This is a genomic window from Streptomyces sp. NPDC126510, assembly GCF_040302345.1.
In the GTDB taxonomy this organism is placed as follows: Bacteria; Actinomycetota; Actinomycetes; order Streptomycetales; family Streptomycetaceae; genus Streptomyces.
In genome coordinates this window covers 201,729-224,321 of the sequence record NZ_JBEORR010000015.1, presented here as the reverse complement: position 1 = coordinate 224,321, position 22,593 = coordinate 201,729, and the positions used below count along the sequence as shown (strand labels likewise).

At 71.4% G+C, this 22,593-nt stretch carries 24 protein-coding genes and 1 pseudogene; 21 read left to right on the top strand and 4 right to left on the bottom strand.

Annotated elements, in window-relative coordinates:
* Together ABTX60_RS23000 and ABTX60_RS22995 are read right to left on the bottom strand one after the other, a co-directional pair.
* A partial coding sequence (locus ABTX60_RS23000; RefSeq protein WP_352098869.1) for a hypothetical protein occupies positions 1-193 on the bottom strand: 193 nt, incomplete at its 3' end.
* A gap of 139 nt (positions 194-332) precedes the next feature.
* Positions 333-1,910 (bottom strand): FAD-dependent monooxygenase, encoded by a 1,578-nt coding sequence (locus ABTX60_RS22995; RefSeq protein WP_352098868.1) that lies wholly within the window; start codon positions 1,908-1,910, stop codon positions 333-335.
* Positions 1,911-2,134: 224 nt separating this feature from the next.
* Between ABTX60_RS22995 and ABTX60_RS22990 the strand changes: the two genes are divergently transcribed.
* The 20 genes and pseudogenes from ABTX60_RS22990 to ABTX60_RS22895 all read left to right on the top strand — a co-directional run bounded on the left by ABTX60_RS22990 (position 2,135) and on the right by ABTX60_RS22895 (position 19,898).
* Positions 2,135-2,584, top strand: coding sequence for an anthrone oxygenase family protein (locus tag ABTX60_RS22990; protein WP_352098867.1), 450 nt, complete (start codon positions 2,135-2,137; stop codon positions 2,582-2,584).
* Positions 2,581-3,114, top strand: coding sequence for a PNPOx family protein (locus ABTX60_RS22985; RefSeq protein ID WP_352098866.1), 534 nt, complete (start codon positions 2,581-2,583; stop codon positions 3,112-3,114). The genes ABTX60_RS22990 and ABTX60_RS22985 overlap by 4 nt, the downstream gene beginning before the upstream one ends.
* Positions 3,111-4,982, top strand: a complete 1,872-nt coding sequence (gene asnB / locus ABTX60_RS22980) for an asparagine synthase (glutamine-hydrolyzing) (RefSeq protein WP_352098865.1) — start codon at positions 3,111-3,113, stop codon at positions 4,980-4,982. The genes ABTX60_RS22985 and asnB overlap by 4 nt, the downstream gene beginning before the upstream one ends.
* Positions 4,983-5,284: 302 nt before the next feature.
* Complete coding sequence (locus ABTX60_RS22975; RefSeq protein ID WP_352098864.1) at positions 5,285-7,225, top strand: AfsR/SARP family transcriptional regulator; 1,941 nt, start codon at positions 5,285-5,287, stop codon at positions 7,223-7,225.
* 160 nt (positions 7,226-7,385) lie between these two features.
* A complete protein-coding gene (locus tag ABTX60_RS22970; protein ID WP_352098863.1) occupies positions 7,386-7,757 on the top strand; it encodes a TcmI family type II polyketide cyclase in 372 nt (123 codons plus the stop codon).
* Entirely contained in the window at positions 7,754-8,185 is a 432-nt protein-coding gene (locus tag ABTX60_RS22965; protein WP_352098862.1) for a cupin domain-containing protein, read from the top strand. Before ABTX60_RS22970 ends, ABTX60_RS22965 begins: the two co-directional genes overlap by 4 nt.
* Positions 8,182-9,468 (top strand): beta-ketoacyl-[acyl-carrier-protein] synthase family protein, encoded by a 1,287-nt coding sequence (locus ABTX60_RS22960; protein WP_352098861.1) that lies wholly within the window; start codon positions 8,182-8,184, stop codon positions 9,466-9,468. The genes ABTX60_RS22965 and ABTX60_RS22960 overlap by 4 nt, the downstream gene beginning before the upstream one ends.
* A complete protein-coding gene (locus ABTX60_RS22955; RefSeq protein ID WP_352098860.1) occupies positions 9,465-10,871 on the top strand; it encodes a ketosynthase chain-length factor in 1,407 nt (468 codons plus the stop codon). The genes ABTX60_RS22960 and ABTX60_RS22955 overlap by 4 nt, the downstream gene beginning before the upstream one ends.
* A 110-nt stretch (positions 10,872-10,981) precedes the next feature.
* Positions 10,982-11,245 (top strand): acyl carrier protein, encoded by a 264-nt coding sequence (locus tag ABTX60_RS22950; RefSeq protein ID WP_352098859.1) that lies wholly within the window; start codon positions 10,982-10,984, stop codon positions 11,243-11,245.
* Positions 11,245-11,691: pseudogene (locus ABTX60_RS22945) on the top strand (SRPBCC family protein); the annotation flags it as partial. The gene ABTX60_RS22950 and the pseudogene ABTX60_RS22945, both read left to right, overlap by 1 nt.
* Positions 11,674-12,441, top strand: a complete 768-nt coding sequence (locus ABTX60_RS22940) for an SDR family NAD(P)-dependent oxidoreductase (protein WP_352098877.1) — start codon at positions 11,674-11,676, stop codon at positions 12,439-12,441. The pseudogene ABTX60_RS22945 and the gene ABTX60_RS22940, both read left to right, overlap by 18 nt.
* 30 nt (positions 12,442-12,471) lie before the next feature.
* Complete coding sequence (locus tag ABTX60_RS22935; protein WP_352098858.1) at positions 12,472-13,221, top strand: SDR family NAD(P)-dependent oxidoreductase; 750 nt, start codon at positions 12,472-12,474, stop codon at positions 13,219-13,221.
* Position 13,222: 1 nt separating this feature from the next.
* Complete coding sequence (locus ABTX60_RS22930; RefSeq protein WP_352098857.1) at positions 13,223-13,549, top strand: antibiotic biosynthesis monooxygenase family protein; 327 nt, start codon at positions 13,223-13,225, stop codon at positions 13,547-13,549.
* Positions 13,546-13,923: an antibiotic biosynthesis monooxygenase family protein gene (locus ABTX60_RS22925; protein WP_352098856.1), complete on the top strand. Its 378-nt coding sequence runs from the start codon at positions 13,546-13,548 to the stop codon at positions 13,921-13,923. The genes ABTX60_RS22930 and ABTX60_RS22925 overlap by 4 nt, the downstream gene beginning before the upstream one ends.
* Before the next feature lie 2 nt (positions 13,924-13,925).
* Positions 13,926-15,209, top strand: a complete 1,284-nt coding sequence (locus tag ABTX60_RS22920; protein ID WP_352098855.1) for a cytochrome P450 family protein — start codon at positions 13,926-13,928, stop codon at positions 15,207-15,209.
* Positions 15,210-15,253: 44 nt separating this feature from the next.
* On the top strand, positions 15,254-16,072 hold the full coding sequence (locus ABTX60_RS22915) for an SAM-dependent methyltransferase (RefSeq protein WP_352098854.1): 819 nt from the start codon (positions 15,254-15,256) through the stop codon (positions 16,070-16,072).
* A gap of 6 nt (positions 16,073-16,078) precedes the next feature.
* Positions 16,079-17,581 (top strand): peptide MFS transporter, encoded by a 1,503-nt coding sequence (locus tag ABTX60_RS22910; protein WP_352098853.1) that lies wholly within the window; start codon positions 16,079-16,081, stop codon positions 17,579-17,581.
* 132 nt (positions 17,582-17,713) lie between these two features.
* The gene (locus ABTX60_RS22905) at positions 17,714-18,880 is read left to right on the top strand and encodes an MFS transporter (RefSeq protein ID WP_352098852.1); all 1,167 of its coding nucleotides are present in this window, start codon (positions 17,714-17,716) and stop codon (positions 18,878-18,880) included.
* 206 nt (positions 18,881-19,086) lie between these two features.
* Entirely contained in the window at positions 19,087-19,596 is a 510-nt protein-coding gene (locus ABTX60_RS22900; RefSeq protein ID WP_352098851.1) for a hypothetical protein, read from the top strand.
* The gene (locus ABTX60_RS22895; RefSeq protein WP_352098850.1) at positions 19,593-19,898 is read left to right on the top strand and encodes a transcriptional regulator; all 306 of its coding nucleotides are present in this window, start codon (positions 19,593-19,595) and stop codon (positions 19,896-19,898) included. The genes ABTX60_RS22900 and ABTX60_RS22895 overlap by 4 nt, the downstream gene beginning before the upstream one ends.
* Before the next feature lie 199 nt (positions 19,899-20,097).
* On the opposite strand, the gene ABTX60_RS22890 is transcribed toward ABTX60_RS22895, so the two are convergent.
* Positions 20,098-20,424 carry a hypothetical protein gene (locus ABTX60_RS22890; RefSeq protein ID WP_352098849.1) on the bottom strand — a complete coding sequence of 109 codons (327 nt, stop codon included), beginning with the start codon at positions 20,422-20,424 and terminating at the stop codon, positions 20,098-20,100.
* A 128-nt stretch (positions 20,425-20,552) separates the two neighbouring features.
* On the opposite strand from ABTX60_RS22890, the gene ABTX60_RS22885 reads away from it, so the two are divergent.
* On the top strand, positions 20,553-20,963 hold the full coding sequence (locus ABTX60_RS22885) for a VOC family protein (protein ID WP_352098848.1): 411 nt from the start codon (positions 20,553-20,555) through the stop codon (positions 20,961-20,963).
* A 481-nt stretch (positions 20,964-21,444) separates the two neighbouring features.
* Here the strand turns inward: ABTX60_RS22885 and ABTX60_RS22880 are convergent, their stop codons facing one another.
* Positions 21,445-22,557 (bottom strand): hypothetical protein, encoded by a 1,113-nt coding sequence (locus tag ABTX60_RS22880; protein ID WP_352098847.1) that lies wholly within the window; start codon positions 22,555-22,557, stop codon positions 21,445-21,447.
* Positions 22,558-22,593: the final 36 nt, after the last annotated feature.

Here is a 22,593-nt window from a genome sequence, read left to right as displayed (position 1 = left end):
ACACACGCATGGTGCCTTCGAGCCAGCGCTTGACTCGTTGCACCGCCTCGGCGCCCTTTCCGAGAAGGAGCACCGCGGCCGTTTCAGTGGGGGCGCGCAGCGCTCCCCACAGGGGCGCGGGGAACTGCGCGACCGGCCACGACGCTGCCGCAGCCGCCCGAAGCCCCGCCCCGGCACCCACCCGAACGCTCACGCACGCCGCAGCACCGCATCGAGCACCGCGGCCGCTTCATGGGGCGCGCAGCGCGCCCACAGGGGCGCGGGGAACTGCGCGACCGGCCCCCGCCGGCCCGCAGCCGCACTACAGCCCACCCCACCCCCGACCCGAACGCTCACCCACGCCCCAGCACCGCATCGAGCACCGCCGTCAGCGCCCCGGCGGGCTCACCTACCGCCCCGCGCGAACGCCACGCGATGAACCCGTCCGGCCGTACCAGCACCGCACCGGTCTCCTCGACGCCGTAGCGGCCGAGGAACCGCTCGACGACCTCGGGCGGCTCCTCCGCGCCCACCCGGTGGAAGGACAGCCCGAGCGCGGCCGCCGGCTCCTGCCAGGCCGTGCCGCCCGGGCCGGTGAGGAGCCAGAAGCCGCCGTCGAGGAGATCGTGCAGGGCGACGTCCTTGCCCTGGCGGACCAGGGGAAGGTGGGGGGCGCGAGTGCCGGGGCGCCCGGTGGGGGACGTCGGGTCCTCTACCAAGGCCGTGTCGTCGTCACCGGCCTCGCGCAGGACGGCGTCCGACCGGTACGCATGGCCGAACAGCACCGTGGTCTCGGGGCGGTGCCGGGCCGCCGCCGCCTCGTCGAGGCCGCTGCGCTGGAGGTAGCGGATGACGCCCTGGTCGACGGTGAACTCGGCGACCGGGGCCCGCTCCTGCTCGTAGGTGTCCAGCAGCCCGGGGCCCGCCTCCCCACGCAGCACTCGCGCGAGCTTCCACGCCAGGTTGTGCGCGTCCTGGATGCCCATGTTGCCGCCGAAGCCCCCGGTGGGCGGCATGACGTGCGCGCAGTCGCCCGCCAGCAGCACGCGTCCGGAGCGGAAGCGGTCCGCGACCCAGGCGGCGATCTCCCAACTCGTCGCGGACTCCACGCTCACCGCCAGCTCGGGCACGCCCACCGCGGCCCGTACCAGCTCCACGCAGTCCTCGGCGTCGAAGACGCGGTGGTCGGACCCGGGCGGCAGGCTCGGCGCGAGCACCCAGCGGTCGGAGTCCGCGCCGCCGAGCTTGCCGAGCACACCCTTCACGACCGGGTTGCTGACGAAGCAGAGGAAGAAGGTGCGCCCCGCCACGTAGGGGTCGAGGTCCGCGTGGAAGACGATGTTCATCTGCCGGCCGAACACGCCCGGCCCGTGGTGGCCGATGCCGAGCGAGGTGCGGATCGGTGCCCGTGAGCCGTCGGCCGCGACCAGGTACCGCGCCCGCACGGTCCGTTCGCAACCGTCGCGCTCGCTGCGCAGGACGGCCGTGACGCCGTCCGCGTCCTCAGTGAACTCCGTCATCTCGGTGGCGAACCGGATGTCCGCGCCGAGCTCCTCGGCCCGCTCCCGCAGCACCGGCTCGAGTCGGTCCTGCCCGATCAGGGTCCAGCCGGTGGTGCCGACCTCGTGCCGGTCGAAGCGGAACGGCCCGTCGAATCGCCCGAGTTCGGCGCCGGTGAGGGACTCCGCCTGGAGGATGTCGCCGTACTGGGCGTGCGGGTTCTCCCGCGCCCGTACCGCGTCCTCGAGGCCGAGCGCGCGCAGCAGCTCCATGGTCCGCGGGCTCGCGGCCTGCGCCCTGGGGTGCGCCGAGATCTCCGCGTGCCGCTCCACCAGCAGCGGCCGGATGCCCTGCCGGGCGAGGAACAGGGCCTGGGCGAGCCCCACCATGCTGCCGCCCACGATGAGTACTTCGGTCGTCTCGTCCGCCATACCGGCCCCTCCAAGGGTGTGGATTGCGTTCGGTTCGGCGGGCCGATGCAACACCCGGCGCCTCGAACCGGGCTCGCGGCGCGGGCGAGCGGAACCCGTACCGGGGGGCTTGCTCCCAGGCGGATTCGAGTCTCGTGCGAGGGGCGGCTGACAGGTTCGGGCCAGACACGGAGGACAGCGCGAGGCCAGAAGGACGTCGCACGGCTCGAAGGAGGGCGAAAGCGGTGGTGGAGGCTTTGAGTGTGCTGGTGCTCACGGGCACCGGCCTGGTGGCGGGGGTGCTCTTCGCGGTCGCGGTGAGCGTGATGCCCGCGCTGGTCGCGATGTCCCCCGAGCGGTACGTGTCCACGCACATCCTGCTGGGCAGACGCTACGACCGGATCATGCCGTTCATCGTCACCGGCTCCACGGCCGTGGACGTGGGGCTCGCGATCCGGGCGCCTGGCGGCCCCCGGGTGCTGTTCGCCCTCGCCGCGCTGTGCATGGCGGGGGTGGCCGTGGTGTCGCAGACCCGGAACGTGCCGATCAACCGGACGGTCAAGCGGACCCGGCCCGAGGACCTCGGTCCCGGCTGGCGGGACCCCCGCCCGGCCTGGCGCGGCTGGCACCTGGTGCGCACCTGCCTCGCGATCGCGGGCTGCGCGCTGACCGCCGCCGCGGTGGTGCTCTCATGAGCCCCGTCGTCGTGCGCCACCTCCCGGAGGGGCCGGAGCGGGCGGCGGCCGATGCCCGGATGCGGGAGCTGCTGTCCAGCCCCGAGCCCGGCCCCGTGGCCGAGCGGCTCGCGCTGCTGCACTTCACGGGACGGCGCAGCGGGCGGCCGTACACCGTGCCCGCCGGGGTGCACACCCTCGGTGGCGCGCTGGTGGTGGCGACCGGCAGCGGCTGGCGGCACAACTTCGCGGGCGGCTCGCCGGGCGAGCTGACCTGGCGCGGACAGCGGCGGCCGGCGCGGTTCGCGCTGGTCGACGACGCGGAGCGCGGCGCGCGCGGCTATCTGGAGCTGTACCACCGCTACGGGGAGGAAGCCCCACGCCGGCTCGGACTCGCGGTGCGCGGCGAAGGGCCGCCCGGGATCGACGAGTTCCGGGAGGCGGTCGCCCGGCACGGGCTCTCCCTGGTGGAGGTCACCCTCCTCACCCACGCCCCGGCGGAGAACAGCGCACCCCCATCAGACGCAGAGAGCGAAAGGACGCCACGATGAGCGGAATCGCCGGCTGGGTGGACTTCGAGCGGGACCTGACACCGGAGGCGCAAACCGTACGGGCGATGGCGGCGGCGCTCGCGCACCGCGGCCCGGACGGCTTCGGCGAGTGGATCGAGGGCCATGCCGCGCTGGCCCACCGGCGTCTCGCCCTGCTCGGCTCCGACCACACGGGCCGGCCGGCCGTCGTGGAGTCGGAGGCCGGGAGGCCGGTGGCCGTCCTGACGCTGGACGGGAGCGTCACCAACCACGTGGAGCTGCGCCGCGAACTGGCCGCGAAGGGGCACCGGTTCACCGGCGACGGCGACGCCGAGGTGGCGCTGCACGCCTACCTGGAGTGGGGTGCCGCGTTCCCGGAGCGGCTGGAGGGCCTGTTCGCCCTGGCCGTGTGGGACGTGCGGCGGCAGGAACTGCTGCTGGTGCGCGACCGGTTGGGGGTGAAGCCGCTGTGCTACTTCCTGACGCCGTCCGGTGTGGTCTTCGGCTCCGAGCCCAAGGCGCTGCTGGCGCATCCGGCGGTGCGGCCGGTGGTCGACGCCGACGGGCTGCGGGAGCTGTTCGCGCACAGCCGCAAGCCGGGCACCGGGGTGTTCCGGGGCACGCGCGAGGTGCTGCCCGGCCACACGATGACCGTGCGGGCGCCGGGCACCGGGCACCGGCGGTACTGGTCGCTTCCCGCCCGCCCGCACACCGACAGCCTTCAGACCACCGTCGCCACCGTGCGCGGGCTGCTGGAGGAGGCGGTCGCCACCCATCTGCGCGCGGACGTGCCGGTCGGCGCGATGCTGTCCGGCGGGATCGACTCCAGCGCGCTGACCGCGCTCGCGGCCCGCCGACGGCGTGCGGAGGGGGGCGGCCTGCGCTCGTTCTCGGTGAACTTCTCCGGCTACGCGGAGAACTTCGAGCCGCACCCGACCATGCGCGCCACCCCGGACGCCCCCTACGCGGCCCTCGCGGCCGAACACATCGGAACCGAGCACACCGAGATCCTGCTGGAGACGGCGGCGCTCGCCGACCCGGAGACGCACGCCGCCGCCTTGCGCAGCCAGGACGCGCCCTCGCCGCTCGGCGACATGGACGTCTCGCTGCTGCTGTTCTTCGAGGCGCTGCGCGGCGCGGGGATCACCGCGGTGCTCTCCGGTGAGACCGCGGACGAGGTGTTCAACGGCTACTTCTGGGCGTACGACCCGGCCCACAGCAACTCCACGACCTTCCCGTGGGTCTCCTTCGAACGCGGGCACGACGCGGCCGCGGGCGGTCTGGGCTGCTCGCTGGTGGACCGTACGCTCCGCAAGGAGCTGGACTTCATGGAGTACGCCGACCAGCACTACCGTGACGCGCTCACCGAGGTCCCGCAGGTGGCCGGGGAGAGCCCGGCCGAACACAGGGCGCGCGAGGTCACCTATCTGGCGCTGACCCGCTGGGCCCCGACCCATCTGGACCGGGCCGACCGGATGAGCATGGCGCACGGGGTGCAGCTGCGCCCGCCGTTCTGCGACCGGGCGCTGGTGGAGTACGTCTACAACGTGCCGGCCGAGCTGAAGCGGGTGAACGGCCAGGAGAAGAGCCTGTTGCGGGCAGCGGTCGCCGATCTGCTGCCGGAGCGAGTGCTCAACCGGCCCAAGAGCGCCTACCCGACCGTCCAGGAGGCGGCGTACGGGGAGTTCGTGCGCCACCGCTTCGGGGACGTGGCCGCGGACCCGGCGGCTCCGGTCGCCCCGCTGCTGGACGCCGAGGCGACCCGGGTGGCGCTGGGCGCGGCGGCGGCCCCCAGCGGTGCCTTCGCGTGGGTGGAACGGGCGAGCATGGAGATGGTGCTGCAGCTGAACACGTGGCTCGGCGAGTACGGGGTCGAGCTGCGGATGTGAGGGTGCCGGAGACCACACCCCCGCGCAGAAATGTGCGCCTTGTCATCCATGTGTGCGAAGCATAGGATGCGAAGAAGGTGAAGACCGGGAATGTGGTAATCGGTTTCCATTTCCGGCTCCGGTGCGCGCAGGGATATTGCTGGTTTCAACTTCTTTTTCGGCGAAGCGTAATTCCCCGAGTAAAGGGCAGGTAATTTTCCCGCCCCTACGAGTGTTTGATGTTTCGCTAAAAAATGAGTGACGCAGGAAGGTGCATAACCGATGGCCGCCCCCCACAGAGGCGGCTCACTCAGGGGGATGCAGTGATAGAGATCGGTCTGCTGGGCTCGATGCGAATACGCAGGAACGGGGAGGACGTCACACCGTCGGCCCCCAAGCTGCGTCAGGTGCTCGCCCTGCTGGTGCTCAATGCCAACTCGCTGGTCAGCGTGGACCAGCTGTGCGAGGAACTGTGGGAGGACCACCCACCGCTCAGCGCGCTGACCACCTTGCAAACCTACATTTATCAACTGCGCCGCAGACTGCTGCTGGCCACCGGGCAGCACGGTGCGGCTTTCGGCTCCCGTCCACCGCACGGCTGCCCCGCAATCCTGACCAGGGTGGGCGGCTACGAACTGCGGCTGGACGACAAGCAGTCGGTGGACGCCTACCGGTTCGACCAGCTCACCGAACAGGGCATGGCACAGCTCCGTACCGGCGCGGGGGAGGAGGAGGCGGCTCTCACCCTCAAGACGGCGCTTTCCCTGTGGCACGGCGGAGCCCTCGTCGACATCAGCACCGGACGCCGGCTGTCGGCCTGGTCGACCCAACTGGAGGAACGCCGCAAGAGCGTCCAGGAGCAACGTTTCTCCCTGGAGCTCGAACTCGGCCGGCACCACGCGGTCCTGGACGAGCTGTCCGAGGCCTTCCGCGCCCACCCCACCCATGAGGCGTTCGCCGGACAGCTGATGCGGGCGCTGCACCGCTGCGGCCGCCGCCCCGACGCCCTCAACACCTTCCGCACCCTGCGCAGCCATCTCGTCGAGGAACTCGGACTGGAGCCCTCCGCGCAGCTCCAGCGGCTCCACCAGGAGGTGCTCGCCGACCGCGGCCACCTCAGGGGGCCGGCCCCGGCCAAGAGCGAGACCGCGGCCGGCGGGCGCCGGCTCGTGCCGGGACCGGCCCAACTCCCCGCCGACGTAGGTGACTTCGTCGGGCGCGAACGCGAACTCGACCAGCTGGAGACCTTCCTCGGCGCGGACCGGCCCAGCACCGGCATGCGGGTGGTCGAGGTGCACGGCCCGCCCGGTGTCGGCAAGAGCGCCTTCGCCGTGCGTGCCGCGCACCGGCTGCGCCCGCGCTTCCCGGACGGGCAGCTCTTCATCGACCTGTCCGCCGTCGGGGAGGGTTCCCAGCAGCTCGCCGACGTGCTGTCGGCCTGCCTCACCGCCTGCGGCGTCCAACGCGAGAAACAGCCCAGCGGGCTCGACGAGCTCAGCAGGCTCTTCCGCACCTGGACCGCCGACCGCAGGGTGCTCGTCGTGGTCGACGACGCGCTCACCGCCTCCCAGATCCGCGCCGTCCTGCCGGGCGGATCCGGCTGCGCGGTGATCGCCACCAACCGCTACCGGGCGCACAGCCTGTCCACCGGCCGCAAGATCGTGCTCCCCGCGCTGTCCCCGGAGGAGTCCCTCCAGCTCTACGACCGGGTCGCCGGGGAGCGCTCCAGGCAGGAGGACCCCACGGCGGTGCAGGAGCTGATGGGGCTGTGCGAGGGCCTGCCCCTGGCGATCAGGGCGGTGGCCGGCCGGCTCACCGCACGGCCCGGCTGGTCGGCGGCCCGGCTGGCGCTGCGGCTGCGCGGCAACCCCCGGATGCTGCTCGAACTCCCCGACGGCACCCAGTCGCTGATGACCACGGTGGCCGCGAGCCACCGCCATCTGCCCGCCCGCTCGAGGGAGTTGCTGCGCCTGCTGCTCCAGCGCGAGCGCCGCTGGAGCCTCGACGAGGTGGTGACGCGGCTGCGCCCCGGCACCGGAGACGCCGAGACGCTCCTCGAATACCTCGTCGACGTCCACCTCGTACAGGAGCACCTGACCCCGGACGCCGGGCTGCTCTACTCCGTGCCCCGGCTCATCCGGCAGGCCCTGATCCTCCTGTCACGGGGCGCGCCCGCGGGCGACGTACCGAACGGCCGGATGGTCGGCGCCGGTGTCGTCGGCGGCAGCGGCGTCACCCTGATGAAGGCCGACGTCCGCCGGTAGCAGGTCCCTCAACGGCCCGCCGCACCCCGCGTGCGGCGGGCCGTCGTGCTGTCTCCCGTCCGCCGCACCGGGCCGGTCAGCGGTTCTCCAGGCGCCTTCGAGAGCGTCTCGACCCCCGCCGACCAGGGTGAACACAGCACCGACAAGCCGGGAGGACATCGTGCACCGAACGCTGATCGTGGCGAGGATGGACCTCGCCGACGCCGAGGGCGTCGCGCAGGTCTTCGCCGATTCGGACAGCACCGAACTGCCGCATCTGGTGGGGGTGTCGAGGCGGACCCTGTTCGCCTTCCACAACCTGTACTTCCACCTGGTGGAGGCCGACCAGGACATCGCGCCGAATCTGTACAAGGCACGCAGCCACCCGCTCTACGAGGAGATCAACACCCGGCTCGGGCAGTTCATCTCGCCCTACGACCCGGACTGGCGCGAGCCCAAGGACGCCATGGCCGTCCCCTTCTACTCCTGGACGCCCCAGGAGGGCCCGCGGACCGACGCCCCGCGCTCGGCGAACCTGGGCGGTGCCCGATGAGCGCCCCCGCCACCACCAAGGTCGCCGTGGACGAGGTCGCCGCCAACACCAAGCGCGGCGGCGACATCCGCGTCACCCTCAGCCCCAAGACCGTCGGCTGCACCTCGGGCTTCGGCGGCGTACTGCGGCTGGCCCCCGGTCACCACGTCACCGAGCATCTCCACCCGTACTCCGAGGAGTTCCTGCACGTCGTCCAGGGCCGGCTGGAGATGACCCTGGACGGCGGCGCCCCGGTCGCGCTCGGCCCCGGCGACTCGCTGCTGGTGCCCATCGGGGTGCGCCACCGCCTGGTGAACACCGGGTCCGTGCCGGCCGAGGCGGTCTTCCACCTCTCCCCGCTCGCGCCCCGCCCCGAGCTGGGCCACGTCGACACCGAACAGCCGCTCGACGCGTCCGCGGGCAACCCCGACGTGGGAGCGGCCCGATGACATCCGGACACCGGCGTGCGGTGATCACCGGAGTGGGGGCCGTCGCACCCGGCGGGATCGGGCGGGACGCCTACTGGGACCTGCTCACCGCCGGACGCACCGCCACCCGCCGCATCAGCCTGTTCGACCCGGCGGGGTTCCGCTCACAGGTCGCCGCCGAGTGCGACTTCGATGCGCTCGCCGCGGGGCTCACCCCCCAGGAGGTCCGCCGCATGGACCGGGCCGGTCAGTTCGCGGTCGTCGCCGCCCGGGAGGCCGTCGCCGACAGCGGGATCGAACTGCCCGGCACCGACCCGGAACGGGTCGCCGTCAGCATCGGCAGCGCGGTCGGCTGCACCATGGGCCTGGAGGAGGAGTACGCCGTCCTCTCCGACGGCGGCCGGGACTGGCTGGTCGATCACAGCTACGGCGTCCCCCACCTGTACGGCTACATGGTGCCCAGCACCCTCGCCGTCGAGGTGGCCCGGCAGGCCGGTGCCGAGGGGCCGGTCGCGCTGATCTCCACCGGCTGCACCTCGGGTCTGGACGCCATCGGGCACGGCGTCCAGCTGATCGAGGAGGGCACGGCCGACGTCGTGCTCGCCGGCGCCACCGACGCCCCGCTGTCGCCGATCACCTCCGCCTGCTTCGACGCCATCAAGGCCACCACCGCCAACAACGACGACCCCGGGCACGCCTCCCGGCCCTTCGACGGACGGCGTGACGGCTTCGTCCTGGGCGAGGGATCCGCCGTCATGGTGATCGAGGAACTGGAGTCGGCCAGACGCCGCGGCGCCCCCGTGTACGCCGAGATCCTCGGCTTCGCCGGCCGCAGCAACGCCTTCCACATGACCGGACTCAAGCCCGACGGCCGGGAGATGGCCGAGGCCGTCCGGGTCGCCCTGGACCGGGCGCGGCTCGACCCCGAAGGCATCGACTACATCAACGCGCACGGCTCGGGCACCAAGCAGAACGACCGGCACGAGACCGCCGCGTTCAAGCGCAGTCTCGGGCAGCGGGCCCACGAGGTGCCGGTCAGCTCCATCAAGTCGATGATCGGGCACTCGCTCGGTGCCATCGGCTCCCTGGAGATCGCCGCCTGCGCCCTCGCCCTGCGCCATCAGGTCGTCCCGCCGACGGCCAACCTGTCCACACCCGACCCCGAGTGCGACCTGGACTACGTGCCGGTGACGGCCCGCGAGCACCGTATGGACCGGGTCCTCAGCGTCGGCAGCGGCTTCGGCGGCTTCCAGACCGCGATGGTCCTGGGCCGGCCCGGCCTCGCCCACGGGGAGGCGGCATGAGCGCCTCCGGCATACGCCCCGGCCGGCGCGGCCGGTCCGTGGTCACCGGGCTCGGCGTGGTCGCGCCCACCGGGATCGGCGCCGCCCGGCACTGGGAGTCGGTGCTCTCGGGCAAGAGCGGCCTCGGCCGGATCACCCGCTTCGACCCGACCGGCTACCCCGTCCGGGTGGCGGGCGAGGTCCCCGGATTCCGCGCCGCCGAGCAGGTCCCGGGACGGCTCGTCCCGCAGACCGACCGCTTCACCCACTTCGCGCTGGCCGCCGCCGAGGACGCCCTCGCGGACGCCGCCGCCGACCCGGCGACCCTGCCGGAGTACGAGATGGCGGTGGTGACCGCCAGCTCCTCGGGCGGCACCGAGTTCGGCCAGCACGAGATGGAGAACCTCTACCAGAAGGGTTCCTCCTGGGTCGGCGCCTACCAGTCCATCGCCTGGTTCTACGCGGCCACCACCGGCCAGGTCTCCATCCGGCACGGCATGCGCGGCCCCTGCGGGGTCATCTGCGGCGAGCAGGCCGGCGGTCTCGACGCCCTCGGCCAGTCCCGGCGGCTGCTGGACACCGGCTCCCGGCTGGTGCTCAGCGGCGGCACCGACGCCTCGCTGTGCCCGTACGGCCTGGTGGCGCAGCTGTCCACCGGCCGGCTGTCCACCGAGGACGACCCGGCCCGCGCCTACCTGCCCTTCGACGCGGCCGCCTCCGGGTTCGTCCCGGGCGAGGGCGGCGCCATCCTCGTCGTCGAGAGCGCCGAGGCGGCACACGCCCGCGGGGTCCCGTCGTACGGCGAACTCCTGGGCTACGCGGCCGGGTTCGACCCCGCGGCGGACGCCATGACGCGGCCGCCGGTGACGGACGACGCCACGGGGTCTCCCACGGCGCACGGCGCCACGCGGTCCGCCACGGCGCACGGCGTCACGCGGCCCCCCGCGCCGGACCGTGCCGCGGCGCGGCCGCCGGCGCCGGGCCGCACCACCGTCCGGCACTCCGTGCTGGTGTCGGTGATCCGGCGGGCCCTCACCGACGCCGGACTCGCCCCGGGCGACGTCGACATGGTCTTCGCCGACGCCTGCGGCACGCCCGCCGAGGACCTCGCCGAAGCCCGTGCCCTCACCGAGGTGTTCGGGCCCGGCGGGGTGCCGGTGACCGCGCCGAAGACCCTCACCGGGCGCCTCTACGCGGGCGGCGCCGCACTGGACGTGGCGACCGCGCTGCTCGCCCTGAGCGCCGGAGTCGTCCCGCACACCGCGGGACTCGGCCGCCCGGCCCCCGGCTGCGAGATCGACCTCGTCCTCGACCGCCCCCGCCAGACCGACCCGCGCACCGCCCTCGTCCTGGCCCGCGGGCACGGCGGCTTCACCTCCGCGCTGGTGGTGGGCGCCGGCGACCGCGACGCCCTCAGGAGGTGACGGGCGCAGCCCGTCCAGGGGCGCGGGGCTGTACGGATCCGCGGCTCCGACGCCCGGGCGCGACCGGCCCCCACCCACCCGCAGCCACACACAACCACGAAAGGCTTGCCATGCCGCAGTTCACCCTCGACGACCTACGCCGCATCCTCCGAGCCAGCGGGGGAGTCGACGAGCAGACCGACCTCGACGGCGAGCAGTTCGCCGACACCTCGTTCGCCGACCTCGGCTACGACTCCCTGGCCCTGCTGGAACTCGTCAACCGCATCGAGCGCGAGTACGGCATCCAGATCCCCGACGGCGACCTGGCGCACACCCAGACCCCGCGCGAGGCCCTCGCCTACGTCCACGCCCGGCTCACGGAGGCCCGCGTCTGATGGCAGGACACACCGACAACGCGATCGTCGTCGAAGCACCGATGGACCTGGTGTGGACGATGACCAACGACGTGGCCGCCTGGCCGCGGCTGTTCACCGAGTACGCCTCCGCCGAGATCCTCGGCCGGGACGGCGACACCGTCACCTTCCGCCTCGCCCTGCACCCCGACGAGAACGGCACGGTCTGGAGCTGGGTCTCCGAGCGCACCCCCGACCCGGCCACCCGCACCGTCACGGCCCGCCGGGTCGAGACCGGCCCCTTCGCGTACATGAACATCCGCTGGGAGTACGAGGAGGTGCCCGACGGCGTACGGATGCGCTGGATCCAGGACTTCGCGATGAAGCCCGACGCCCCGATCGACGACGCCGGGATGACCGCCCGGCTCAACCGCAACACCGCCGTACAGATGCGGCTGATCAAGGCCAAGGTGGAGACCGCGGCCCGGGCCGGCCGCCAACTCCAGGGCAAGCGTCTCCTGGTGACCGGCGGCACCCGGGGCATCGGCCGGGGCATCGTCCTCGCCGCGGCCCGGGCCGGGGCCGACGTCGTCACCTGCTACCGCACCCCCGGCGAGGCCGTCGCCACCCTGGAGGAGGAACTCGCCGGGACCCCCGGCAAGCACCAGGTGCTGCGGGCCGACGCCGCCGACGAGACGGACGTGGACCGGCTGGTCACCGCGTGCGAGGCGAGCCTCGGCGGACTGGACGCCGTCGTCAACAACGCCGGCACGTTCCGCCCCCAGCCGTACGCCGACCTCACACCCGCCGAGTGGGCCGCCACCCTCCAGGGCAACCTCACCGCCACCCACCTGGTCACCCGGCGCACCCTGCCGCTGCTCTCCGAAGGCTCCTCGGTGATCAACATCGGCTCCACGGTCGCCTTCATCGGCATGGCCGGCGGCGTCCACTACACCGCCGTCAAGTCCGCACTGATCGGCATGACCCGCTCACTGGCCCGGGAGCTCGGACCGCGAGGCATCCGCGTCAACACCGTCTCACCCGGCCGCATCGCCACCGAGGCGCTCGACGAACTGCCCGCCGGGGAGGCCGAGCGGCAGCGCGCCACCTTCGCCTCCTTCACCGCGCTCGGCCGGCTCGGCACCGTCGACGACATCGCCCAGACCGTGCTGTTCCTCGTCAGCGACCACGCCGGCTACGTCACCGGCCAGAACATCCACGTCGACGGCTGCGTCTGAGCCGCGCCCCCAGCCATGAAGGGAATCCCCATGGAACTCGCACTGCACGGCAGGAAACTGCTCATCACCGGCGGCACCCGGGGCATCGGGCGGGGCATCGTCCTCGCCGCGGCCCGGGCGGGCGCCGACGTCCTCACCTGCTACCGGCAGGAGAGCGAAGCCGTCGACAGCCTCACCGCCGCGCTGAAGGAGACCGCCGGAGACCACCACGTGATCCGCGCGGACCTCGGTGACACCGCCGAGGTCGACCGCCTCGTCGGCGAGGCCAAGGACCGCTTCGGACGCCTCGACGGCGTGGTCAACAACGCGGGCGTGATCAGCCACATCCCATTCGGGGAACTGCCGGCCGACGAGTGGTCGCGCATCCTCGACACCAACCTCACCGCGGCCTACCGGATCATTCACCAGGCCCTGCCGCTGCTCGGCACCGGCTCCTCGGTCGTCAACATCGGCTCGCGCGGAGCCGCCGCGGGCATACCGCTGCGCGCCCACTACACCGCCGCGAAGGCCGCCATGATCGGGCTGACCCGTTCCCTCGCGAAGGAACTCGGCCCGAAGGGCATCCGGGTCAACGTGGTCGCCCCCGGCGTCATCGAGACCGAGGCCTTCGCCGACATGCCCGCCGAGCGCGCCGCCGGACTGCGCGCCACCTACTCCCAGAAGACCGCGCTCGCCCGCCTCGGCACCGTCGGGGAACTCGCCGGACCGGTGCTGTTCCTGCTCTCCGACGCCGCCGCCTACATCACCGGCGAGACCCTCAACGTCGACGGGGGGATCTGACGTGCGCGAGCCCACCGAGCAGGTCTTCCGGGTCACGCTGCGCATGCAGATCAAGCCCGGCATGGAGAACGAGTTCGAGAAGGTGTGGCTGGAGGTCGGCGACTCGGTCACCTCCCACCCCGCCAACCTCGGCCAGTGGCTCTCCCGCAGCGCCGAGGAGGAGGGCGTCTACTACATCGTCAGCGACTGGGTGAACGAGCCGCTGTTCCGCGAGTTCGAGACCAGCGACCGGCACCTGGAACACCGTCAGAAACTGCACCCGTACCGCAGCGGCGGTTCCATGACGACCATGCACGTCGTGGCCGCCCTGTCGGGCACCGCCTCGTGACCGGCGGCGCCGTCGAGGTGGTGCTCTACCACCTGAGCGACGACCCCGACCGGGTGCTGCCCGCGTACCACGAGGCCAGCCGCCGGATGGCCGGCACCCCGGGCCTCCTCGGCAACAAGCTGCTGCACGCCCTCGGCGACCCGCGCTCCTACGTCGTGGTCAGCCGCTGGGCCGACTGGGCGGCGTTCACCGCCTGGGAGAGCGGCGCCGCCCACAAGGACCAGACCGCCCCGCTGCGGCCGCTGCGCGACACCGGCCGGGACAGGCCCTTCGAGATCTACCAGGAGCTCGCCGCCTACGCGGGGGACCGGGCTGCCACCCCCACCGCCGACGTCGGGGAAGCAGCCGGCGCCAAGGAAAAGGAGGGAGTCTGAGCATGGCCAGCACGGATGCCCGGCAAGCAGCCCCCTCGACCGACCCAGCGGCCGACCCGCCCACCGACCTGTTCACCCCCGCCTTCCACCAGAAGCCGCACGAGGCGCTGGCCGGGCTGCGGCGGACCGCGCCCGCCGTGCCCGTGACGACACCCAACGGCCTGCGCACCTGGCTGGTCACCGGATACGAGCACGCCCGTGCCCTGCTCGCCGACCCCCGGCTCAGCAAGGACATGCGGGTCGGCCGGGACCTCATCCCACGCAACTTCACCGACCCCGCGAAGCAGCGGGAGTTCCTCGCGGAATCGGGGGAGCGCAGCCAGTTCCCGCACGTCCTCAGCGTGCACATGCTGGACAGCGACCCGCCGGACCACACCCGGCTGCGCCGGCTCGTCGGCCGGGCCTTCACCGCGCGCCGGGTCGAGTCCCTGCGGCCGCGCATCACCGAACTCACCGACGAACTGCTGGAGGCCATGGTCCGGCACGAGCGGCTGGACCTCATGGAGGCACTGGCCTTCCCGGTGCCGTTCACGGTCATCTGCTGGCTGCTCGGCGTGCCCCCGGACGACCGGGCCGCCTTCCGCCGCTGGTCCAACCTGCTCGTCTCCGGCGCGGGCACCGACGAGGTGCGCGAAGCCAGCGCGTCGATGATCGCGTACCTGACGGCGCTGATCGAGGCGAAGCGGGCCGAACCGGCCGACGACATGCTCACCGACCTGGTGCACGCCCAGGACGCGGGCGACCAGCTGTCGTCCGACGAACTGATCTCCATGGCGTTCCTGCTGCTGGTGGCGGGCCACGAGACCACGGTCAACCTCATCGGCAACGGCACCCTGGCCCTGCTCACCCACCCCGGCGTGCGGGGGCAGCTCGCGGCGGACGAGTCGCTGTGGCCCGCGGCCGTCGAGGAGTTCCTCCGCCACGACGGTCCGGTCACCAACGCCACCTGGCGGTTCACCACCGAGCCCGTCGAGGTCGGTTCGGTCACCATCCCCGAGGGCGAGTTCGTCACCATCTCGCTCGGCGCCGCCGGCCGGGACCCGGCCCGCTACCCCGACCCGGACCGCCTGGACATCACCCGCGCCCACACCGCCTCGGTCGCCTTCGGCCACGGCATCCACCACTGTCTGGGCGCCCCGCTCGCCCGGCTGGAGGGACAGATCGTCCTCAGCCGCCTGTTCACGCGCCTGCCCGGGCTGCGGCTCGCCGCGGACGCGGACGAACTGCGCTGGCGCAGCAGCCTCATGATGCGCGGCCTCGAAGAACTCCCGGTGTTCACGGCATGACCGCAGGCTGCCCCCCTCCCCGCCCTCGTCGAATGGAGACACCCGTGGAACGTCAGGACACCGAACGCCCCTCCTGGGCCCCGCCGGAGGTCGACATCGCCACCCCGAGCATCGCCCGCGTCTACGACCACTGGATCGGCGGCACCCACAACTTCCCCGTGGACCGGGAACTCGCCCGCAAGGTCGCGGCCGGCAACCCCGACCTCCCGGCCACCCTCAAGGCCAACCGCGCCTTCCTGCGCCGCGCGGTACGCGAACTGTCCGCGCTCGGCATACGGCAGTTCCTCGACATCGGCTCCGGCATCCCGGCCGAGGGCAACGTGCACGACGTGGCGCTCGCCGCCCACCCGGACAGCACGGTCGTCTACGTCGACATCGACCCGGTGGCCGTCGCGCACGGCCGGGCCCTGCTCGCCGACGAACCCCGGGCCGCCGTCTTCCAGGGCGACCTGTACAAGTCCCGGGAGATCCTGGACGCCGAGGACACCCGCCGCCTGATCGACTTCGACCGGCCGGTCGCCCTGATCCTCGCCGCCGTACTGCACTTCGTCCCGGACGGCGACGATCCGCTCGCCCTGGTGCGCCGGTACACCGAGCGGCTGGCAGCCGGCAGCGCCCTGGTGATCTCGCACGCCGGCGCGGAGGAGGTCCCGAAGGCGGCGCCGGAGGCGGCCGAGCAGTACCGGGGCGCGGTGAGCCGGGTCATCTGGCGCGACAACCGCGAACTCGCCTCGCTGTTCGAGGACTTCGAGCTGGTGGAGCCCGGCGTGGTGCGCGCCCCGCTGTGGCGACCCGAGCCGGCCGAGACCCCCGACCCGTCGCTCCCGATGCTGGCCGGAGTGGCGCTCAAACCGGCCGGGTGACCCGGGGTGGACACCTCCCTCACCCCGCAGGACCCCGCACCGGCCGCCCCGCCCGCCGCACCACCGCGGGCGGGCGGGCGCAGGCCCGGCTTCGGCACGCTGCTCGCGGTCGACCTCTGGGAGCGGTTCAGCTTCTACGGCATGGCGGCGATCCTGGTCCTCTACCTGACCGCCTCCGAGACGCGCGGCGGCATGGGCATGGCGCCGCAGACGGCCACCGCGATCTTCGCGGCGTACATGTCCCTCAGCTTCATGGCCGGACTGCCCGGCGGCTGGCTCGCCGACCGGGTGCTCGGCGCGCGCCGGGCCGTGCTGCTCGGCGGTGCGCTCATCACCTGCGGTCACGCGGTCCTCGCACTGCCGGTGACGGGCTCGCTCTACGCCGGTCTGCTGCTGGTCGTCACCGGGACGGGCCTGGTCAAGCCGGCCATGGCGGCCATGGTCGCGGGGGTCAGCGGGGACGGGAAGGGCCGCCGCGAGGCGGCCTTCTCGCTCTTCTACATGTGCATCCAGGTCAGCGCGCTCATCGCCCCCGTCGTCACCGGACTGCTGGCCGAGCGCGTCGCCTGGCACCTGGGATTCGCGGCGGCCGCCCTCGGCATGACGGCGGGACTGATCCAGTTCGCCCTGGGCCTGCGCCGCTACGGGGACGTGGGCGCGCGCCCGCCCCACCCGGTGCCCCGCCCCGAGGCCACCGCGATGCTCCGGCGCGCGGCATGGGTCATGGGGGCGGTGGGCGCGTTCGTCGTGCTGCCCGTGGCCCGCGGGCTGCTCCCGCTCCCCGCGGTGCTCGCCACCCTCGGCCTCACCACGGTCACACTCCCGTTCTGGTACCTGCGCTCGCTCCGCCGCACCCATGCGCGGGGCACGCTCCACCAGCGCCGCCTCGCCGGCTTCACGGTACTGATGGCCGCCTCGGCGGCCTTCTGGATGATCTTCGCGCAGAGCGGTTCGGTGCTCAGTCTCTTCGCCGAACGTCACACCGACCGGGACGTGCTGGGCTTCGAGGTCCCCGCAAGCTGGTTCCAGTCCGTGCATCCGCTCTTCGTCCTGCTGGTCGCCCCGCTCTTCGCCCGGCTCTGGCTCAGGGCGCCACGGGCGGACGTACCGGTCAAGTTCGCGGGCGCGCTGATCGCGGCGGGCCTCAGCTTCCTGCTGATGGCGATCGCGGCCGGACTCGCCGAGCACGGCCCGGTCGGCCCGCAGTGGCTGCTGCTGGTCTACCTCCTCTACTCCTGCGGCGAGGTCGCACTGGCCCCCGCGGGCCTGGCCCTGGCCGCGACGGTGGCACCTCCCGGCAGCACCAGCCGTCTGCTCGCGGTGAACGGCCTGTTCGGTGCGGTGGGAGTGGTGGTGGGAGGCCAGCTGTTCCGGCTGACCACCGTGCTGTCGCCGGCGGTGTACTTCCTGCTGCTCGGCGGCTTCGTGACGGCGGTCGGCGCGGCGGTCGCACTCGGCACACCACGCCTGCGGGGACTCCTCGACCTGCCGGCCGCTCCCGGCGCCTGACGCGGGGCGACATCCGCGGGGACTGGGGCGATGATCAGTAGTTCCTACGCATCTTCCCTTCGTGACGCAAGAGGTGTGCACGTGTTCTCTGCCTACAGGCGGCTGTTTTCCGAACCCGGAATCCGACCCCTCATGGCCGTGGGGCTGCTGGCGAAAATGCCGGGCCTCGGTATCTCCTCGGTCCTCATCCTGCACGTCGTGGGAAACATGGACCGCGGCTTCGGTGCGGGCAGTCTGGTGGCCGCGTCCTGGACGGCCGGCGCGGGCCTGGGAGCCCCTCTGCAAGGCCGCGGTCTCGACCGCTACGGTCTGCGCAGGGTTTTCGGCCTGCTGGTGATCGCCCAGTCGCTGTTCTGGGGGCTGGGGCACTTCCTGCCGTTCCCCGCCCTGGTGGCCACCGCGTTCATCGGCGGCCTGACCACGCTGCCGGCCTTCACGGTCATCCGACTGGCCCTCGCCGACATGGTCACCGAGGAGAACCGGCACACCGCCTACGCGGTCGAGGCGATCACCACCGACGTCGCCTACATGGCAGGCCCGTCCTTCGGCATCCTGCTCGCCTCCCTGGCGTCGCCCACGGTGGCGTTCCTGGCCATGGGTACGCTGCTGTTCGCGGCAGGCGCCGCGTACCTGCTGCTCGACCCGCCCCTCAAGACGGCACGCCCGGCGGCGGACGCCCCCAGGCCCCGGCTGCGCGACTGGCTGACCGCGCGAATGGCGTGCGCACTGAGCATCACCGTCGCCACCTCGATCGCGGTGATCGGCTTCGAGGTCGCCGCCATCGGCACCCTGCAGAAGTCCGGTCAGCTGCAGTGGAGCTGGCTGCTGCTGGTCGCGGCGGGCCTGGCCTCGGCGGTCGGCGGCTTCCTCTACGGAGGACTGCGCCGCCCGCCGTCGGTGTTCGCGATCGGCGCGCTCCTCGGGGTGTTCTGCATCCCGATCGGGCTGGCGACCCAGTGGTACTGGCTGTGCGTGCTCGCCGTTCCCGCCAACCTCCTTGTGGCACCCGCCCTGTCGGCCAGTGCGGGTGCCGTGAGCCGGCTCGCACCCGACGACAGCAAGGGCGTGGCCATGGGCACGTACGCCAGCGCGATCCTGATCGGCAACGTGATCGGCTCGCCGCTGGCCGGCACGGTCCTCGACCACGGCGGCCCCGCGGCTTCCTTCGCCGCGACCGGCACCACCGCCGCACTCACAGCCACCCTGGCCTACCTGTGTGACCTGCGGCTCCGGAGCAGGGGGAGGGACACCTACGGCGCCCGAGGGGAACACCCCGAGTCCTCGGGGGCCTTGCGGTGAGCGTCCACGTACGGAGCCAGGAGGCGCCCCCGCCCACCTGCTTCCCGCCTACATGCGGGACCAGGCACGACCGGGACAGCGCACACCACCGTCGACCACCCGTACGCCCCGGCCCTGCCTCACATGCCGGCACTGGCCTACCTCACTTTCCATGCCGGAAAGCCTTCACTTGCCACACCGGAATGTGAGGCCCTACTCTTTCCGCTATGGAAACTGGTGCGAGCTTCCCCGGCCGTTACGCCCCTCCCACGTCGGACGAGGCGCGTGCCGCGCTGGCCGAAGCCGCTCGCATCCGGGCGTCGGTCACCGCCCTGTCGGCCACGCCGTGGCCGGCCTGGTTCGCCACCGTCACCACCGCGTACGTAGCGGCCTTCCCCGTCGTGTACGGAGGGCTGCTCGCCGACCAGCGGTGGTTGCTGCCGGAGGCGGCCTGGGGGACGGCGCTGCTGATCATCACCGCGGTGTACCTGGTGCTCTCCGCGGTCGCCGCCCGCTCCTGGCGACAGCACACCGGCGTGGCGCTCCGGTTGGACGTGCTGCCCGCACGGGCGACCGTCCCCGTGGCGATCGGCCTGCCGGCGCTGTTGGTGGCGCCGGGCTGGGTGTTCCGAGCCACCGGCCAGGCCGGATGGCTCGCCGCCGCCTCGGTTGCCACGGCCGCGCTGTCCGTGGGTTTCCACATCGCCTTCGTGCGGTTGCACCGGAAGGCCTCGTGACCGCCCGGCCCGCCGACCCGATGGACGGCTTCGACAACCTCGTCCACTCGCCCAACCGGCTGCGCGTCTGCGCCTTGCTCGACACAGCGGGCGAGGCCGAATTCGCGGTGATCCAGGAGCAACTCGGCTTGTCGGCCTCCGCGTTGAGCAAACACGCGGGTGCCCTGATCGAGGCTGGTTACGTCGAGCAGCGCAAAGCCGTACGCGACACCCGACAACGCATCTGGCTGCGCCTGACCCCACAGGGGCGTAAGGCGTACCAGGGGCATCTCGCGGCACTACGAGCAATCGTCGGACAGTAGCCACCGCCATGACAGGGCCCCTGGAAACCGCCGACCGATGGAAGTGCGAAGTGCGCAGGGGTACTCGTCACACTGCCGTTCCGTTCGACCAGCCGGTGCAGCGGCTCCTTGGCCCCCGGAACACGAGTTCCACACGGGCTTGGGCTGCCGTTAGTAGTCGTCACCGGTCGCCACTGAGCACCCTCGAACGGGCCACGGCCTAGGTTCGATCACGCATCGGCTCCCGCCACTCGTCGAGCCGGACCCTGACCTGGTGGTGGCGGTCGTCGTGCCAGTAGACCTCACCACTGACCGAAGCCCCAAGGGCCGGAAGGTGCACCCCCAACGGCATGCGCGTGATCTCCGCCAGCGCTATGGCGCACGGCGCGCCCTCTATACGTATGAAGACACCGAAGGGCCGGCGGCCGATGACCGCTCCGGTGATCTGGCTCCGCACAGGCAGGGCCGCGACGGTCGTCGCCCAGCTCGCCCGCACTACCTCCGCGGCCGGCATTCCGGGGCTCGAGGCCCACCCGTACTCATCCATTCCTAGATCATGACGCAGCAAGCGCTGAGAAGATGCGGGCACGTTGTGGTGAGGCGGTCGGATAGTGGTCGGATCGTCCCGTGCCGCCACCGCAGCTGTCGGATGTGAGCTTGTGACAAGATCTCGGGATGCTGCGACTCACCGATTTCATTATCGACTGCCCGGACACGATGAGGTTGGCGGCTTTCTACTCCGAGGTGACGGGCCGTCCGATCAAGGAGGGCAGCTCCGAGGACTGGGCCGGCATCCAGTTCGGCGAGATCGAGTTGGCATTCATCCGGGTGGACGACTACCGCGCTCCGCAGTGGCCCGACAGCGAGCACCCCAAGCAGTTTCACCTCGACTTCGAAGTGGACGAGATCGAGCCCGAGCAGCGCCGCGTCCTCGACCTCGGCGCGACGCTGAGGCAGGACTTCATCGGCCCGAACGGCTACGGCTGGCAGGTCTACACCGACCCGTTCGGCCACCCCTTCTGCCTGTGCCGCAACAAGGGCGTCATCTGGACCGACCAGGGCCCGATCTGGCCCAAGCGTGATTAGAGGTGCTGCGGGACCACGAAGACGATCTTGCGATCGCGCCCACGGGCTACACCGTCGCCGACGCCGTGAACGACTGGCTTGCCTACGGCCTGGCGGGTGGTGCGGAGGTCGGGGCGGATCGGCGTCCGGCAAGCGCGGTCTGGAGCGGTAGTCACGCAGATGGACACGCACGCGAAACAGGTGAGGACCTCCGAAATTTCGGAGGTCCTCACCTGCTGTTTCACTGTCGGGGTGGCGGGATTTGAACCCACGACCTCTTCGTCCCGAACGCGATCAGGCCCCTTCATGACCTTTCTTTGTGGTCACTGCCCTGCTAGTTCGGCTCCGGATCCGTCCATTACCGTCCGCGGCGGTACTGGCTCGGCCGCCTCGTTTGGCCCCCCGTTTGGCCCCCAATGCCACTCTGCCAAGCCGTGTCCTGATGGACGTTGTGCGGTCACCGTACGCTGGCGGTGATGCTGATCTGTAGCCCCACGCATGGCTACGAGCCTCGGGCATTCGTGACGGCGTCTGTCCGTAGCGTGTCACTCAGACCCGCGCCAAATGCCACCGTCGGTGAGGTAACTTTCTTCATTCTTCCGCGCCTGGATTCTCGACTTGCCACTACGGAACACTCAAGTAGTCCGGAGTCGTATGCAGCCCTCAGCGGTGACCCATCTAGCGGGTCGGATACAAAAACGTACTTCTTGACAGACTGAGGGTCGACGGATATGTAGGCGGACAGTTCAGAGAGATCTGTGACATTCTCGTCGTCGCGTCGTATCCCGCTAGCGCGAAGAACGAGGGGCGATATTCTCCCGCCAGATGTTTTGAGGGCGGCATAAGGGCTGAGTATCGCGAGGCGATCGCCATGGTTAGTTATCGCCACTTCAAGAATGAACTGATCGCTTTCGAGCAAACCGTCGATTTTTGGGATGAGGGCCTCAGCCTGAGAGATCTCTTGTTGAAGGGATCGATTGGCGTACTCAAGGCACTGGCAAAGGGCGTCTTGATCAAAATATTTCACCGCTGCGATGAATGGACGAATTCTATCCAGCCCGAATGTTGTGGGTGCGCCCTTACTTTTGAACGCTCGCTCGGAAGTGGGGAATGCTACAACAATGGCTGGCTTTCCGTCTATCGTCGTTTCGGACGTCTCAACAAAATGTTCATCGCCCTGTGGGTGCTCTTGAGTGGGAAGCGAAAACTGCAAGCGTCGCAACCCGCTTGCAATCTCCGTAGCCATCTCTGTGCTTACAAGTTTCTCGAGAACTCTGACTTTTTCCTCGCGCGACCTTGCCATCCGTATTTCGTTGCCGAGGTCTCCGGCAGTTTCTTTAATGGTTGGAGCTATCTTATCGACGAATTCCTGCACTGAAGATCTAAGCCTTAGGATTTCTCCGTACTTCGATACTTCGGCAAGTCTTTTCCCCCATACGAATTCTCTCGTCGCCGTTACGATTTCGGGCGGAACTTCAACCGGCTCTGTCTCGCCCCTGCCCTTTCGGATGGATATGAGGCTAATGCGTGGGTGGGCGCGACCAAGCCAGCGCCCCAGCAGGATTCCTCCGATGCCGCCCAAGGCAATTGCGAGTATGACTCTGAGGGTATCCATAGCATCCCCCTGGAGATGCGCTCTACATTCCACCGT